Source organism: Cobetia sp. AM6 (assembly GCF_009617955.1).
Classification (GTDB): Bacteria; Pseudomonadota; Gammaproteobacteria; order Pseudomonadales; family Halomonadaceae; genus Cobetia; species Cobetia amphilecti.
In genome coordinates this window covers 668,760-685,388 of record NZ_AP021868.1, presented here as the reverse complement: position 1 = coordinate 685,388, position 16,629 = coordinate 668,760, and the positions used below count along the sequence as shown (strand labels likewise).

General features: G+C 63.8%; 13 protein-coding genes. 3 read left to right on the top strand and 10 right to left on the bottom strand.

The window, feature by feature from the left end; all coding sequences use genetic code 11:
- Positions 1-152 precede the first annotated feature (152 nt).
- On the top strand, positions 153-929 hold the full coding sequence (locus tag CLAM6_RS02915) for a sulfite exporter TauE/SafE family protein (RefSeq protein WP_043333970.1): 777 nt from the start codon (positions 153-155) through the stop codon (positions 927-929).
- A gap of 250 nt (positions 930-1,179) precedes the next feature.
- Complete coding sequence (gene trxA / locus CLAM6_RS02910; protein ID WP_043333971.1) at positions 1,180-1,503, top strand: thioredoxin; 324 nt, start codon at positions 1,180-1,182, stop codon at positions 1,501-1,503.
- Positions 1,504-1,637: 134 nt separating this feature from the next.
- Here the strand turns inward: trxA and CLAM6_RS02905 are convergent, their stop codons facing one another.
- The 5 genes from CLAM6_RS02905 to CLAM6_RS02885 form a co-directional block, all read right to left on the bottom strand.
- Positions 1,638-2,858, bottom strand: a complete 1,221-nt coding sequence (locus CLAM6_RS02905; RefSeq protein WP_225347551.1) for an AI-2E family transporter — start codon at positions 2,856-2,858, stop codon at positions 1,638-1,640.
- 381 nt (positions 2,859-3,239) lie between these two features.
- A complete protein-coding gene (locus CLAM6_RS02900; RefSeq protein ID WP_153635120.1) occupies positions 3,240-5,051 on the bottom strand; it encodes an acyl-CoA dehydrogenase C-terminal domain-containing protein in 1,812 nt (603 codons plus the stop codon).
- 453 nt (positions 5,052-5,504) lie between these two features.
- Complete coding sequence (locus CLAM6_RS02895; RefSeq protein ID WP_153635119.1) at positions 5,505-6,269, bottom strand: SDR family NAD(P)-dependent oxidoreductase; 765 nt, start codon at positions 6,267-6,269, stop codon at positions 5,505-5,507.
- Between the two features lie 155 nt (positions 6,270-6,424).
- Entirely contained in the window at positions 6,425-8,089 is a 1,665-nt protein-coding gene (locus tag CLAM6_RS02890; protein ID WP_153635118.1) for an AMP-binding protein, read from the bottom strand.
- A gap of 315 nt (positions 8,090-8,404) precedes the next feature.
- Positions 8,405-9,025 (bottom strand): TetR/AcrR family transcriptional regulator, encoded by a 621-nt coding sequence (locus tag CLAM6_RS02885; RefSeq protein ID WP_153635117.1) that lies wholly within the window; start codon positions 9,023-9,025, stop codon positions 8,405-8,407.
- 117 nt (positions 9,026-9,142) lie between these two features.
- Here CLAM6_RS02885 and CLAM6_RS02880 point away from each other — a divergent pair, with 117 nt between their 5' ends.
- Complete coding sequence (locus CLAM6_RS02880; protein WP_153635116.1) at positions 9,143-10,363, top strand: acetyl-CoA C-acyltransferase; 1,221 nt, start codon at positions 9,143-9,145, stop codon at positions 10,361-10,363.
- 145 nt (positions 10,364-10,508) lie between these two features.
- Here CLAM6_RS02880 and pstB read toward each other — a convergent pair whose 3' ends face one another.
- From pstB to CLAM6_RS02855, 5 genes are all read right to left on the bottom strand, one after another.
- Positions 10,509-11,351, bottom strand: coding sequence for a phosphate ABC transporter ATP-binding protein PstB (pstB, locus tag CLAM6_RS02875; protein WP_153635115.1), 843 nt, complete (start codon positions 11,349-11,351; stop codon positions 10,509-10,511).
- Positions 11,352-11,432: 81 nt separating this feature from the next.
- Positions 11,433-12,599: a phosphate ABC transporter permease PstA gene (gene pstA, locus CLAM6_RS02870; protein ID WP_043333976.1), complete on the bottom strand. Its 1,167-nt coding sequence runs from the start codon at positions 12,597-12,599 to the stop codon at positions 11,433-11,435.
- A 14-nt stretch (positions 12,600-12,613) separates the two neighbouring features.
- Positions 12,614-13,870: a phosphate ABC transporter permease subunit PstC gene (pstC, locus tag CLAM6_RS02865; RefSeq protein WP_043333977.1), complete on the bottom strand. Its 1,257-nt coding sequence runs from the start codon at positions 13,868-13,870 to the stop codon at positions 12,614-12,616.
- Between the two features lie 128 nt (positions 13,871-13,998).
- On the bottom strand, positions 13,999-15,015 hold the full coding sequence (locus CLAM6_RS02860) for a substrate-binding domain-containing protein (protein ID WP_043333978.1): 1,017 nt from the start codon (positions 15,013-15,015) through the stop codon (positions 13,999-14,001).
- A gap of 112 nt (positions 15,016-15,127) precedes the next feature.
- Entirely contained in the window at positions 15,128-16,345 is a 1,218-nt protein-coding gene (locus CLAM6_RS02855) for a Bcr/CflA family multidrug efflux MFS transporter (protein ID WP_153635114.1), read from the bottom strand.
- Positions 16,346-16,629: the final 284 nt, after the last annotated feature.

The window sequence follows — 16,629 nt, the reverse complement described above, 5'->3', positions numbered from 1 at the left end:
CCATCGACGCGACGCGGCGTGACAGTGGCCCGGACATGGCCGGTCACCTTGCTAAGATGATCGGGCGATAAAATCATGAATAATGATTCCTTTCGGGAATATACGCTCAAGAGTAGATTGGCGACAGTAACCTGACAAGGGGGTAGGTAGGGATGGAAGTCACACAACTGCTGCTATACGTGCTGGCAGGCGCCGGAGTGGGTTTCGCGGTCGGTGTCACTGGCGTGGGCGGCGGCTCGCTGATGACGCCCCTGCTGTTGATGTTCGGCTTCCCGCCGCACATCGCCGTGGGCACTGACCTGCTCTATGCCTCCATTACAAAGGCGGGCGGCGCCTTCGCGCACCATCGCCAGGGCCATGTGGACTGGACCATCGCCCGGCGCCTGGCCATCGGCTCGCTGCCGGCGGCACTGTTGACGATTGCGGTCCTGCATACCTTCTTCACTGACCCCACCGCCTACGCGGGCCTGATCAAGGGCATGCTGGGCGTGATGTTGATCCTCACCGCCGGCGTGCTGCTGTTCAAGAAGCGCCTGCTGGGGCTGATCAGCCCGGAAAGCTTCATCGTACGCCACGCGGCACCGCTGACCGTGCTGTCAGGCATCGTGCTTGGCGTGTGCGTCACCCTGTCCTCCGTGGGTGCCGGCGCCTTCGGCGCTGCCGTGCTGATCATGCTGTTCCCGCTGTTGAGCACCGCGCGCATCGTCGGCACCGATATCGCTCACGCGGTCCCGCTGACCCTGGTCGCGGGACTGGGCCACCTGTGGCTGGGCAATGTCGACTTCCTGTTGCTCGGCGCATTGCTGGTCGGCTCACTGCCCGCCATCAGCCTGGGCGCACGCCTGACACGGCACATGCCCAGCGGCCTGCTGCAGGGCCTGCTGACGACACTGCTGCTGGGGCTGGGCATCCGTTACGCCTTCTTCTGAGCTCTCCTTGCTGCGGGATCCTTCGCACAGGCAATACCAAAGTCGGGGCAGGCAATCCACATTGCCTGCCCCGTTGCTATTCCCTCAAACCAATAAAACAGCTATAAAAACACTAGCGATCATAACCCCGTGCTATTGAGCCGATGGACAATGCCCATTTGTCAGTGATGCAAAGTGGCGCTACCATCGGACGCAGCCTGCATGTCCGGCAATGCCGCAGACAGCGAAACGAATCCCCTGGAGAAACAAGATGTCCAATCACGTCGATGTCACCGGCGCCAACTTCGAACAGGAAGTTCTCAACGCTGAAGCCCCGGTCCTGCTGAAGTTCTGGGCCCCGTGGTGTGGTCCGTGCAAGATGATGGCGCCGGTCGTCGAAGAAGTCGCCAACGAGAAAGGCGAAGGCCTGAAGATCGTCAACGTCAATGTCGATGACGCGCCGGAAATCGCTGCCGAGCAAGGCGTGCGTGGCGTGCCGACCGTGATCCTGTTCAAGTCCGGCGCCAAGGTCGCCTCTCTGGTCGGTGCCCAGTCCAAGGGTCAGCTGAGCCAGTTCATCGAGCAGAACCTCTGAGTCGACTTGCTGACAGGTGACTGCCCCGCCAGTCACTGCGCACTGATTCGATAACCAAAGGCCCCGTCACGCACAGCGTGACGGGGCCTTTGGCATTCTGACAGCGGGTCATCCACGCAGAGCTGGCTCGCGGGTCATTCCTCCGCCATGCGTCGACGACGGCGGATCCGGCGCACGGAGGGGCCCAGCAGGCGCGCCGCCCAGCGCGTGCCCGGGTGCGAGTCGAAGGCGATCTTGAGCGTCATGGTGATCGGCACTGACAACAGCATGCCCACCGGCCCGAACACCCAGCCCCACACCACCAGCGACAGGAAGGCGGCCAGCGTCGACAGCCCCAGGGTGCGCCCCATCACGCGCGGCTCGATCAAGTTGCCGAGAATGAAGTTGATCGCCAGATAACAGCCGCCCAGCATCAGCGCCTTGACCGCGCCACCCTCCGGCATCACCAGCGTCAGCAACACCGCAGGCACCGCGGCCAGCGCCGAGCCGATGTTGGGAATGTAGTTGAGGCAGAAGGCCAGCGTGGCCCACAGGAAGGCGAACTCCACATCGAGCACCAGACAGCTGATCGCGACCAGTCCCCCGGTCACGAGGCTGATCAAGGTCTTGACCGCCAGATAGCGGCGCAGCGTCAGCGAGAACAGCGTGAAGCGGCGCAGACTGACATGCGGGCTGCGCAGCGTGCTGACCAGCTTGTCGCGCAGTGACAATGCCTCATAGAGCAGGAAGGTGGCCGTCAGCACGATGATCACGCTCGAGGACAGAAGCCCCCCCAGCCCGGTCAGCAGGTTCGGCACCCACTGGGTCAACGAGGCCGGGTCGACCAGCTCGCTGAAGCGGGCCGGCGCGATGGATACGCCGCTGTCCGCCAGCCATTCCAGCATGCTCTGATACTGTTCGCGCAGGCTCTCCTCAAGCTTGGGCATCTCATCGCTGAACAGGGTGAAGCGCGAGACCAGCAGCGCCGTCAGCGACGAGAACAGCACGCAGACCGTCAGGATGACGATCGGCACCCCGAAGCGTTGCCCGATGCCGTGACGGGCCAGCCAGCGCACCGGCGCATCGCAGACCGCAGCGACGAACACCGCCAGCAGTAGCGGGACCACCAGGTCCGCCGCCAGCTTGAGGCCGCCGATGATGATGACCACTGCGGCCATGCCGACCAGCAAGGGGTGAATCTCCAGCGCGCGGCGCACATTGGGCGCATGGCGAGAACGCCCGGAGCGTTCGAGCGCCTCCTGCTGACGCTCGTCGCGTGGCACCTGCATGCGTGTCACGGCCTCCTCGATGGAAGTGCCCTCACTGACGCTGCGTGGCTCGCCAACGCTATCGTCAGGCGCTTGCGCATCGGCCATCTGCGCCTCGGGCGGCATTTCCTCGTGTCGCGATCTTTCCTCAGGCGTATCGTTCGCGTGCATCCTGCGCCACCTATCCTGTCAGTGCTTGCCATCAGTACTTGCCATCAGTACATGCGCGTCGCTGTCCCGAGGAAACCGCGGGGCAGCATTCGATGCGCCTATCTTGGGCGCATGCCTGTCACAAGCCAAGACTGAAACGAGATTGATTGCTCGTGTCGGGAAAACTCCTGACTGACACCAAGCGCACAAAAAATGGGGAGACCGAAGTCTCCCCAAGGGTACCGAGTCAGAGCGCACTGACTGGAGGCATAAGACACGACTGTTGCCGATACATCGAACTGCTGAGCCTTGAAACTGCTGTCAGGCTTGAAACCGTCATCAGATCTCGAAGCCGCTGCCGAAGCCTTCCACCGTCGGCGCCATCAGCGTCTCGCCACCGGCGCGAATCATCGCGGCGTGGCCTTGCGTGCGCGGCAGGATGCGCTGGAAGTAGAAGCGCGCGGTATCCAGCTTGGCCTGATAGAAGGCAGCGTCCCCTTCGCCGGCCGCCAGCGCGGCCTTGGCCGTCTCACCGGCCCGCGCCCACAGGTAGCCCAGCGTGACGTAACCGGCGTACATCAGGTAATCGACACTGGCCGCGCCGACCGCTTCGCGGTCCTGCATCGCACCCATGCCCACCGCCATGGTCAGCTCGCCCCATTCGCGGTTGAGCTCAGCGAGCGGATTGGCAAACTCGCTGCCTTCGCTGGCCTGGCAGAACTTGTGGATCTCCTTGGTGAAGACCTTGAGCGATTCGCCCTGGCTCATCAGGATCTTGCGGCCCAGCAGGTCCAGCGCCTGGATACCGGTGGTGCCTTCATAGAGCAGGGTGATGCGTGCATCGCGCACGAACTGCTCCATGCCCCATTCCTGAATGAAGCCGTGGCCGCCATAGACCTGCACGCCATGGTTTGTCGCCTCGAAGCCGGTCTCGGTCAGGAAGGCCTTGACGATGGGCGTCAACAGGCCGAGCAAGGTATCGGCACGTGCCTTGTCTTCGCTGTCCGGAGCATTCTCGACGATGTCATTGAACTGGGCGGCGTACATCACCAGCATGCGCCCGCCCTCGGCGATGGCCTTCTGGGTCAGCAGCATGCGGCGCACGTCCGGATGCACGATGATCGGGTCGGCCGCCTTCTCAGGCGCCTTGGCGCCAGACAGGGCACGCATCTGCAGACGGTCACGCGCATAGCTCAGCGCATTCTGGAAACTGGCCTCGGCCAGCGCCACGCCCTGGATCCCCACCCCGAGACGCGCGGCATTCATCATGGTGAACATGCAGGCCAGCCCCTTGTGCGGCGGGCCGACCAGATAGCCTGTGGCGGAGTCGAAGTTCATCACGCAGGTCGCGTTGCCGTGAATGCCCATCTTGTGCTCGATGGAGCCACAGCTGACGCCGTTGCGCTCACCGGCCTCGCCATTGGCGTCGGGCAGGAACTTGGGCACCACGAACAGCGAGATGCCACGCGAGCCTTCCGGAGCATCCGGCAGCTTGGCCAGCACCAGGTGCACGATGTTCTCGGAAAGATCATGTTCACCGGCCGAGATGAAGATCTTGGTGCCGCTGATGCGGTAGCCCTTGCTGCCATCGCTGTCATCCAGCGGCACGGCGCGGGTCTTGATCAGCCCCAGGTCCGTGCCGCAATGCGGTTCGGTCAGGCACATGGTGCCGGTCCAGCTGCCTTCGACCAGCTTGGTCAGATAGGTCTGCTTGAGCACCTCGCTGCCGTGATGTTCAAGCGCATTCATCGCGCCATGCGACAGGCCCGGATACATGCCCCACGACAGGTTGGCGGAGGCGACCATTTCCGAGAGCACCATCGCCAGTGACGGCGGCAGACCCTGACCGCCATGCTCCGGTGAGGCAGCCAGACTCGGCCAGCCGCCCTCGACATACTGCTGATAGGCAGCCTTGAAGCCGCTCGGCGCCTTGACCTCGCCGCCCTCGAAGGTACAGCCCTCGCGGTCGCCCGACTGGTTCAGCGGCGTCAGCACCTCGTGCGCGAAGCGTGCGCCTTCCTCGAGGATGGCGGTCACGATATCGTCGCTGGCCTCATCGCCACCCGGCAGGCTGGCATAGTGCGCGGGATAGTCGAGCAGCTCATTCATCACGAAGCGGATGTCGCGCAACGGCGCCTGATAGTCCGGCATGCTTTACTCCTTGAGCCGTCGCGACGCGGCGGCGCTGACCTGAACAACGACAGGTGGCGGCAGGACGCTTGTCAGGCGGCGCAACACTCACTCGAGCAATGAAGAAGCGAGTCGCTGGCGGCGAACAGGTCTGACGCAACACTATCAAACATGTGTTTGAAATTAACGCCTCCTTCGCCATACCGTCAAGCGGTCGTTTGATTTCTGACCTGCGACATTGGTGGCAAGCCCTGTCTCATCAGTGGCAAGCCCTGCCTCCAGGCCGCGCCGCGCGCACGGCAGACACAAAAGAAGACACAAAAAGCAGACACAAAAAAGCCCGACCGCAGCCGCGATCGAGCAATATCTCCCCCAGAGATAACCTGTCCTGCAAGATTCCTTGTGTACCGTGCTCTCTCCCCAGAGCCGATCCAGAGAGCCCGATCCAGACGTTGAAAGCCTTGCTCGCCAGCCTCAGGCCATGCGAATGCTGCCATCGAGGCGGATCACCTCCCCGTTGAGCATGCTGTTGGTGATGATGTGCTCGGCCAGACGCGCGAACTCATCGGGCTTGCCCAGACGCTTGGGAAACGGCACCGCCTCGCACAGCGCTTCGCGGGCCGGCTCCGGAATGCCGGCCATCATCGGTGTCTCGAACACGCCGGGCGCAATCGCCATCACGCGAATGCCATGGCGTGCCAGCTCACGCGCCATCGGCAGCGTCATGCCGGCGACCCCGGCCTTGGAGGCGCTATAGGCACACTGCCCTACCTGGCCGTCGAAGGCCGCGACCGAGGCGGTATTGAGAATGATGCCACGCTCGCCGTCCTCGCCTTCGGCGGCATTGCGCGCCATGCGTGCCGCCGTCAGGCGCGCCACGTTGAAGGTACCGCTCAGATTGATCGCCAGCGTCTTCTCGAAGCCCTCCAGCGGGGCAGGCTCGCCGTCACGATCCACCAGCTTGGCGACGCTCACCACGCCGGCGCAATGGATCACCCCATGAATGGCACCGAAGGTCTGCTCCGCGACATCCAGTGCGGCCTCGACACTGGCGCTGTCGGTGATATCGCAATGACAGAAGCGTGCCGCCTCCCCCAGCGCCTCGGCCTGTTCACGTGCGGCCTCGGCAAGGTCCGCCAGCACCACCTGGCCGCCGGCCGCGACGATACGTGACGCCGTGGCGGCCCCGAGGCCGGATGCTGCGCCAGTGATCAGAAAGCAGTGGTCAGCGATCTTCATGAAACGAGTCTCCCGTAAGGTGATGGCAGGAAAGGTGATGAGAGCCAGGTGATGACAGACCTGTGGTGACAGGCCGGTGGTGACAGGCGCGTGGTAACACACAAGCCCCGCCGGATAGCCGACCATGCCTGAAAGCCAGGTATATGGCTCGGTGTTCAGCTCTCGCGCGCCTGTGCCCGCAGCAGGAAACGCTGGATCTTGCCCGATGGCGTCTTGGGCAGGCTGTCGACGAAGTCGATCTCGCGGGGATAGCTGTGCGCCGAGAGTCGCTGACGTACGCTGGCGCGAATTTCCTCCGCCAGCTCGTCACTGCCGACATGGCCATCGCGCAGCACCACATAGGCCTTGATGATCTCGCCACGCAGCGCATCCGGCTTGCCGACCGCCGCCGATTCCGCCACCGCCGGATGAACCAGCACAGCGTTCTCGACATCCGCCGGGCCGACGCGATAGCCCGCAGTGGTGATGATGTCGTCGTCACGCCCGGCGAAGGTGAAGCGGCCATCGGGCTCTGCCACCACCACGTCTCCGGTCAGGTAATAGCCCTCGATGCAGGGCTGCTTCTCCTGCCAGGTGTAACCGGCGAAGAAGTGTGCGGGCGAGCGGGCGATATCCACCGCCAGTACACCCGGCTCGCCCGGCGGCAGCTCACGATACTCGGCGTCGAGCACGGCCAGCCGATAGCCGGGCAACGGGAAGCCGACACTGCCGACCACGACCTCATGGGCCAGCGCGTGATGATTGCAGCAGGTCATGCCGGTCTCGGTCTGGCCGTAATGGTCCATCACCGCACAGCCCAGCTCCCGCGCGACCCAGCCCACCACCTCGGTGTTGAGGGGCTCACCGGCGGAGCTTGCGACCCGCAGGTTCAGGCGCTCGAAGGCGCCTTCACCGAGCCCGGAGGCCTTGAGCATGCGATAGGCCGTGGGCGCGGCCGCGAAGTTGTCGATGCGATGACGCTCCATGAATGCCAGCCCGCCTTCTGCACTGAACGGCGCCTGCATGAAGTAGGTGGTGGCACCCAGCAACAGCGGGCCGGTGATGGCGTAGTAGAGGCCGTAGGCCCAGCCGGGGTCGGCCATGTTCCAGAAGCGCTCGCCGGGGCGCAGGTCCACCGCCAGGCGTTGATAGAGCCAGAAGGCGGGCAGCGCATTCAGTGCCACCGCCACGCCCTTGGGCTTGCCGACCGTGCCGGAGGTGAACATCTGCAGGAAGGGCGCCTCCGCCGGAAGCAATACCGGCGGCTCGGTCAGTGGCTCGCTCTGCATCAATGTCTGCCAGTCGAGATCGCCCGCCTCCAGCGCATCTTCCTCACCGCGCACGCAGATGATCACGGGATGACGGGCAAGCTCTGTGAACTTGCTGCGCTGGCTCGTCTCGGTGATCACGATCTGCGTCTCGGCGCGCGACAGGCGATAGTCGAGCGCATCGGTGCCGAAGGCGGTGAACAGCGGCTGATAGACGGCGCCCAGTCGCCAGGTCGCGGCCAGCGCGATCATCAGCTCCGGCGTACGCGACAGCATGCAGGCGACCCGCTGCCCCGCCATCACACCCTGTGCCTTCAAGGCAGCCGCCATCCGCGCGCTCTGCTCATCGAGCTGTGCGTAACTCAGCTCACGCACCCGGCCCTGTTCGTCTTCATGGACCAGCGCGATACGCTCGCCCTGCCCGGCGCGCAGATGACGCCCGACACACGCCTCATAGGCATTGCCGAGCTCGCCCTCGCCGTCGAGCGGCGTGGTGAACAATTCATCGCGCAGCGCCTGGATATCGAAGGCGGCCAGATAATCGCTCAGCGTCTGGCTGGCGGCGGGTTGCATGGCGTGTGAATTCGCAGGTGCGACAGATGCAGCAGAGGCGGCGCGTGACGTGCGGTTTGTTGTTGTATCGCTTGGCGTCATGGCGTGACTGGCTCCTGAGTGGTGCTCCGGGGCGATGTGAGATGACTGGGCGCCATCCATCTACAGTTAACGTAAACGTCAAGTTAGCGACAAGCCTGTCGGGCAGCAAGCATTGTGACGCTCGACTGGCCAAAAGTTGCAGAGGCCGTGTAACGGACGCCGTGTAACGCACGCCGTGTAACGCACGCTGCGTAGCAGAGGCCGTGTAACGCACGGCGTGTAGCAGACGCTGGCTCAGGACAGACGACACAGGCTGTCGACCAGCGCCTCGGCCAGCTCATCGGGGGAGCGCTCTCCCTCGGGGCGATACCAGCGTACCGTCCAGTTGAGCGCGCCGAGCATGAACTGGCGCAGCAGCGCGGCGTCGCCCTTGAGCAGCCCTGCGGACACGGCGGAGGCGATGGCGTCACGCCACAGGTCTTCGTAGTCATCGCGCAGCTGGACGAGATGCTCGCGCGCCAGGCCCTCCAGCCGCCGCCACTCATAGAGCGCGACCACATGGGCATTGCGATCGGTTAGCAGCGTGTCCAGATGTGCACGCGCCAGGGCCAGCAGTCGCTCACGCGCCTGCTGCTGCTGCGACGCCGCCGAGGCGGTCACTTCGCTTGCCTGGTACGGCTCGCAGCGCGCCAGATGCTCACGGGCGATGGCCAGCGCACTGAACATGCCCTCTTCGATCACGGCGCACAGAATTTCCTGCTTGTCGGCGAAGTGATGGAAGAGACTGCCGGACTTGATGCCCATTTCCTGGGCCAGCATGCGGACGGTGGTGCGATCGAAACCCTCCTCGACGAACAGGCGGGCAGCGATACGGACCAGCTCCTTGCGACGGGGTGAGGCGGTGGCTACATTCATCGTATAACTAGCGCTTGCTTGGTTTATGGGATTGAATGGATCAAAGCATAGCCACGCAGTGATCACAACGCCGACTGCACGACTCGATCTTCCAATAACAAGACACAGGAGACCGTCATGACGACCGCTTCCCGCACTACGCCAAGCCCCGCCGCCAGCGCCGATGACATCGTGATTCTCGCCGGCGCCCGCACGCCGATGGGGGGCCTCAAGGGCTCACTCTCGACGCTGAGCGCGCCACAGCTCGCCGCCGTGGCCATCAAGGCGGCCATCGAACGCGCTGGCCTCACGCCTGCCGATGTCGACGAGGGCATCTTCGGCTGCGTGCTGCCCGCCGGCGTCAAGCAGGGCCCGGCGCGGCAGGCCATGCGTCAGGCCGGCGTGCCGGACAGCATCGGCGCCACCACCATCAACAAGCTGTGTGGTTCCGGCATGAAGGCCACCATGCTGGCGCATGATCTGATTCGCGCAGGCACCAACCGCATCATGCTGGCCGGCGGGATGGAATCGATGTCCAACGCCCCGCACCTGCTCACCCAGGCGCGTGGCGGCTATCGCCTCGGTCATGGCGAGCTGAAGGACCACATGTTCTTCGATGGGCTGGAAGACGCCGAGACCGGCAAGCTGATGGGCATGTTCGCCCAGGAAGTGGCCGATGCCCGCGGCTATGACCGCCAGCGCATGGACGACTTCGCCATCGAATCGCTCAGGCGCGCCATGACGGCGACCGAGTCGGGGGATATCGCGCCGGAAATCGCCGCCGTCACGGTCAAGAGCCGCAAGGGCGAGAGCGTGGTCGAGCAGGACGAGCAGCCCTTCCAGGCCAATCTCGACAAGATTCCCACCCTGCGCCCGGCCTTCGCCAAGGACGGCACCATCACCGCCGCCAATGCCAGCTCCATCTCCGACGGCGCCTCGGCACTGGTGCTGACGCGCCGTGATGAAGCCGAACGACGCGGGCTGGCCGTCAAGGCGCGTATCCTCGGACACAGCACCCACTCCCAGCACCCCAGCGAATTCACGCTGGCGCCCATCGGCGCCATCGACTCGCTGATGAAGCGCCTGGAGTGGACCACAGAAGACGTCGACCTGTTCGAGATCAACGAGGCCTTCGCGGTGGTCACCCTGCTGGCGATGGATGCCCACGACATCCCGCATGACAAGGTCAATGTCTTCGGCGGCGCCTGCGCCCAGGGGCACCCGGTGGGCTCCACCGGCTCGCGCATCATCGTCACCCTGATCAACGCGCTGGAGCGCCGCGGCAAGAAGCGCGGCATCGCGGCGCTGTGCATCGGCGGCGGTGAGGCCACCGCGATCGCCGTCGAACTGGAAGGCTGATCCGCCAGCAGACACTGAACCAACCTGATGCTTGAAACGACACGAGGCCCGGATCATTGATCCGGGCCTCGTGTCGTCGTGCGACCTGCAATGCTCTCAGGCAGCGATCAGGGGCTCAGCCTCCGAGCCCTGACGCTGGCGCCGCTTAGCCATAGCGACCGGTGATGTAGTCCTCGGCCTTCTTGGTATTCGGGTTGGAGAACATGGTCTTGGTGTCGTTGTACTCCACCAGCTCACCCATGTGGAAGAAGGCGGTGTAATCGGCGACACGTGCCGCCTGCTGCATGTTGTGCGTCACGGTGACGATGGAGAACTGGGTCTTCAGCTTGTCCATCAGGTCTTCGATGGTCGCGGTGGAGATCGGGTCGAGTGCCGAGGTCGGCTCATCCATCAGGATGACGTCCGGCTTGACCGCGATGGCACGCGCGATGCACAGACGCTGCTGCTGGCCACCGGACAGCGAGGTGCCCGGCTGGTCGAGAATGTCCTTCACTTCTTCCCACAGACCCGCATCACGCAGCGCGCTCTCGACCAGATCATCCTTGTCGGCGCGACGGCTGACCAGGTCGTGCATGGTCGGCGCGTAGGCGATGTTGTCGTAGATGGACTTGGGGAACGGGTTCGGCTTCTGGAACACCATGCCGACGCGACGACGCAATGCCACTTCATCCATGTTGCGCGCGTTGACGTCACGGCCATCCATCTCGACCAGACCTTCGATGCGCACGCTGCGGATCAGGTCATTCATGCGGTTCAGGCAGCGCAGGAAGGTCGACTTGCCACAACCGGACGGGCCGATCAGGGCGGTGACGTTCTTCTGGAAGACATCGATGTTGATGTTCTTCAACGCCTGCTTCTCGCCGTACCACAGGTTGAGGTCTTCCACGCGAATGGCCAGCTCATGGTTGGCATCTTCGTTGATGACGACCGGGCTACCGGGACGAGTGGCGGCGGCAGGCTTGGCGGGAGTGGCGACGGTGCTGTTCATGTCTCGTATTCCTTGATGAGTCGTGGGCCAGGGCTAAGGGTGGAAGGCGACCGGCCAATCGGCGGGCCGCCTCGCAGCTGCCTACCAGCGACGCTCGAATTTCTTGCGCAGCATCACGGCTGCGGCATTGAGTAGGATCAGCACTGACAGCAGCACCAGGATGCCCGCCGCAGTACGTTCAACATAGGCCTGCTCCGGCTCGCCCGCCCAGGTGAATATCTGGGCCGGCAGCACGGTGGCAGCCTGGGTGATGGCGGTCGGCGCATCCGGAATGAAGGCCACCATGCCGACGATGATCAACGGTGCGGTCTCGCCCATCGCCTGTGCCAGGCCGATGATGGAACCGGTCAGGATCCCCGGCAGTGACAGCGGCAGCACGTGGTCACGCACCACCTGCCAGCGGGAGCAGCCGACGCCGAAGGCGGCCTGGCGAATGGTGTCCGGTACGCTGCGCAGCGCCGAGCGCGTGGTGATGATGATCACCGGCAAGGTCATCAGACCCAGCGTCAGACCACCGACCAGCGGGGAGGAGCGCGGCATGCCGAAGAAGTTGATGAAGATCGCCAGACCCAGCAGACCGAACAGGATCGACGGCACCGCCGCCAGGTTGTTGATGTTGATCTCGATTGCCTGGGTGAAGCGGTTGTCCGGAGCGAACTCCTCCAGATAGACCGCCGTCAGCACGCCGACCGGGAAGGCGAAGGCCAGCGTGACCAGCAGCGTCAGGATCGTGCCCATCGCGGCCGACCATATACCGGCGTATTCCGGCAACTTCGAGTCACCGGTGGTGAAGAAGTTGATGTTGAACTTGAGCTCGGCCGTGCCGTTCTCGATCATGCGGTCCAGCACGGCGGTCTGCTTGGGCTTCAGGTGTGACTTGTGGCCCTTGAGGTACTGATCGACCTGGTCATCGGCGATCACCCAGCGGTCGATCGTCTGCCCCATCAGGCTGGCGTCAGCGGCCATGTCGCGCGGCAGCTGGCGCAGCCAGCCGCGGCTGACCAGGTCACGCACGTCTTCTTCCACCGCTGCCAGCGGGATTTCCTGCGACTGCTCGCTGTAGGTGACCGGCACGTGCAGTTCTGCCTGCTGGAAGGCCGGGTAGCCGCGCATGACCATGTCGCCGATGAAGACCACCAGGAAGGTGGCGGCCAGGGCGAGTGCGCCCATGGACATGAATTTCAGGCGCTTGGTGCGGCGATGACGGCCCTTCAGCTGGGCCGAGATATCGTCGAATGAATGGCTCATGTCTAGTCTCGGCCTCAGAGGTTGTTGGCGCTGTACTTCTCACGGAAGCGGCGGATCAGGACCACCGAGACCATGTTCAGCAGCAGAGTGACAACGAACAGCACCAGACCCAGCGCGAAGGCCGACAGTGTCTCGGCACTCGCGAATTCCTGGTCGCCGGTCAACGCGGCAACGATGCGCACCGTGACGGTGGTCATGTCTTCCAGCGGGTTGGCGGTCAGGTTCGGACGCATGCCCGCCGCCATCACCACGATCATCGTCTCGCCGAGGGCGCGTGACATGGCCAGCAGAGACGCGGAGATGATGCCCGGCAGCGCGGCCGGCAGAATGACGTTGCGGATGGTCTCGCCGTGGGTCATGCCCAGCGCCAGAGAGCCCTGACGCATGGTGTCCGGCACGGAGGTGATGACGTCATCGGACAGTGAGGAAATGAACGGAATGATCATGATGCCCATGACCAGACCCGGCGCCAGCGCGTTGTTGTAGGACGCCTCGATGCCCAGTGGCGAGAAGATGTCGACGATCAGCGGCGCGACGGTGATGGCGGCGAAGAAGCCGTAGACCACGGTCGGGATACCGGCGAGCACTTCCAGCACCGGCTTGGCGACGGTACGCACGCTCTCGGGGGCGAACTCCGCCATGTAGACCGCGGCGAGCAGGCCGATGGGAATGGCCACCAGCATCGCGATCAGGGTGATCATGAAGGTACCGGCGAACAGCGGTACGGCACCGAAGTTGGCGGTGCTCTCGACGCCTTCACCACGGCCGGCCGCCATCTGGAAGCTGTTGCCCGGATCCCAGGTGGTGCCGGTGATGAAGGTCCAGAAGCTTTCCATCTGGAAGAAGCGGATGGCCTCGAAGATGATCGAGACCAGAATGCCGAACGTCGTGACGATGGAGATCATCGCCGCGCCGATCAACACATAACGAATGAGGGTCTCGATGGCATTGCGCGCATGGAAGTCAGGCTTCACCAGGGCGAGGCCGATGACCAGGCCGACGGCTGCGACGACCAGACTGGCGATCAGCAGCTGCATGCCTTCGATATCGATATCTGCGGTGGCAATCGCAACGACGGCTGCCAGACCGACCAGCAGAGCAGGCCCTGCGCTGGAAATTGCCGTGAACCAGCCGTACTGATCCGGCTGGGCGTACATTTCAGCACCGCTGGCACGCACACGCTGTGCCTTGCTGCGGCCGCTGAAGAAGGCCACCAGGCCAGCCAGCGCCACGATGCCTATGAAGAAGAGAAAGATCTGCTGAGTCTGCATCTTTCGGGTCCCGGAGTCGCGTTGTTCACAGGGGGAAGGCTTCATGCCTTGCGAAACCCTGCGACCAGTCAAGCAAACGGGCCGGCTGCCAAGGGCAACCGGCCGCGTCAGAGGGTCAGCTGCGTTGCTTACTTCTGGAGATCGGCCAGAGTCAGCTTGGTGCGCTCAGCGACCTGCTCGCGAAGCGTGGCGCGCTCTTCCTTCGGCAGCGGGATCAGACCGATGCCCTTCAGGTAGCCCAGCTCACCGATCATCTTCTCGCTCATGAACAGGTCGTTGTAGGCCTGCTGAGCCGGCACGTCATCCTTGTGCTGGTTCTTCACGTAGTAGAACAGGGAGCGGGAGACCGGGTACTCGCCAGAGGAGATGGCATCGGCTTCCGGCTGCACGCCATCGATGGAAGCACCGACGACCTTGTCAGCATTCTCTTCGAGGAAGGAGTAGCCGAAGATACCGAAGGCTTCGGTGTTCTCGACCAGCTTCTGGATGATCAGGTTGTCATTCTCGCCGGCAGCGATGTAGTGACCGTCCTGACGGATGTTGGTGTAACCCTCACCGCCGTAGCCTTCCATCTCTTCGGTGGAGACTTCCATCACCAGCTCTTCGAAGGCATCACGGGTACCGGAAGTGGAAGGCGGCCCGTAGACGGTGATCTTGCGGTCCGGCAGGGAGGAGTCGATCTCGGACCACTTGGTGTAGGGGTTGTCGACCAGCTTGCCGTCGACCGGCACCTGAGCGGCGACCGCCAGGGTGATCTGCTCACGGGTCAGGTCGATGCTGCCATCGCGGACAGACTGGGCGAAGGCGATACCGTCGAAGCCGATCATGGCTTCGGTGATATCGGTCACGCCGTTCTCTTCACAGCGCTCGAATTCAGACGTCTTCATGCGACGAGAGGCGTTGGTGATGTCCGGAGTGCTGTCACCGACACCTTCACAGAACAGCTTCATGCCGCCGCCGGAACCGGTGGATTCGATGACCGGAGTCGGGAAATCGCTGGTGGCACCCAGCTCTTCAGCGACGTAGCTGGAGAACGGATAGACCGTGGAAGAACCCACGATGCGCAGCTGTTCACGGGCTTCTGCAGCACCAACTGATGCAGCGATGACAGCCACTGCGAGACCGGACTTGAGGAACGCCTTCATGCCTGAAACTCCTTGCGATAGGAATGAGCCAGTGAGGTGGCTTCTTGTCTACAGGGAGTACCTTGCCAAGCATTCATGACAACTGTGTGACAGTCGCCGGCTCAAGCCTTTCTCAGTCGGACGGCGTCTCATGGCGCGCCAGGGCGCGGCGCCCTGCCAGCACCCGCAGCAGAATATTGCTGACCAGCGCCGTGCCCAGCATGCCGAGAATCATCGGCCACAGGCTGTCCACCGCCAGACCTGCGATCAGCATGCCGATCACGGCGCCACTGGCAAACTGCATGCTGCCGATCAGCGCATTGGCCGTGGCGCTGATGCGCGGGAAATACTCCAGCGCCGAGGAGATCGCGTTGGGCGCCACCATGCCGTTGGCCCCGACGAACACCATCAGCAGCGGTGCGATGACGTAGAGCAGGTCCAGCCCCAGTGCCAGCGCCGATACCAGCAGGATGGCGGCAGACAGCTGGATACCGATGCCGATGCGCAGCAGACGCGGCGGCGACAGGCGTGACAGCAGGCGCACGTTGAGACGGTTGGCGGTGAACATGAACAGGATGTTGGCGCCGAACAGCACCGGGTACCAGGCCGCCGTCACTCCGAAATGCTGCATATAGACGTAGGGCGACGCGGTGATGAAGGCGAACATGCCACCGAAGCCCATCGCCTGCGTCAGCGCATAGCCCATCGCCGGCCCGTGGCGCAGCACGCTGGCATAGTCACGCGCGACCTGCAGGAGACTGGCCGGCGGCTCGTCCGCCTCGCGCTTGCGTCGGGTCTCGGGCAAGCGCAGCGGCAGCACTATCAACAGGAAGGCGGCATAGGCGGCCAGGAAGGCGAAGATCAGCCACCAGCCCGCCATGCCCAGCAGCAGACTGCCGATGGCAGGCGCGATCAAGGGCGCCAGCATCATGATCACCGCGACGGTGGACAGCACCTTGGCCGCCTCGCGGCCACTGAAGCAATCGCGCACGATCGCCGAGGAATTGACCACCGAGGCGCCGCCGCCCAGCGCCTGCAGGAAGCGCAGCGCATAGAGCCCCTCGAGACTCTCGACCTGGGTGATGGCCAGACTCGCCAGCAGGAAGACGAAGATGCCTGACAGCAGGACCGGCTTGCGCCCGATACGGTCTGACAGCGGGCCGAAGATCAGCTGCCCCAGCGAGAAGCCGAGCAGGAAGACCGACAGCGACAGCTCGGTATGGTGCACCGTGGTCGCCAGGTCTTCTGCCATGGCCGGCAATGCCGGCAGATAGGCATCGATGGCCAATGGAGCCAGGGCCGTATTGGCCGCGACCAGCAAGGCCAGCTGACGGGTTTGACGCTTGTCCACATCCCCTCCTGCAATCGTTTGTCGATGGTATGTCCACGTGCCGAAAACGCCACGCCCTTGCCGTCAGATGACGACAGTGGGCGCGCCGCCGCACAATTGATACAGTTGACCTACACAGGTGACGAATGTCACATCACGCTGATGAAATCCCCGCGGATCATCCACTTGGGGCGATCGGCCCGAGATGTCTTCACAGCCGGCAGGCGTGGGTGCACACTCGGTGGCAGCGCTCGCTCCGGCGGCCCCTGCCCTTCACCTCTTGCCTTATTCATGAGGGCCACTCA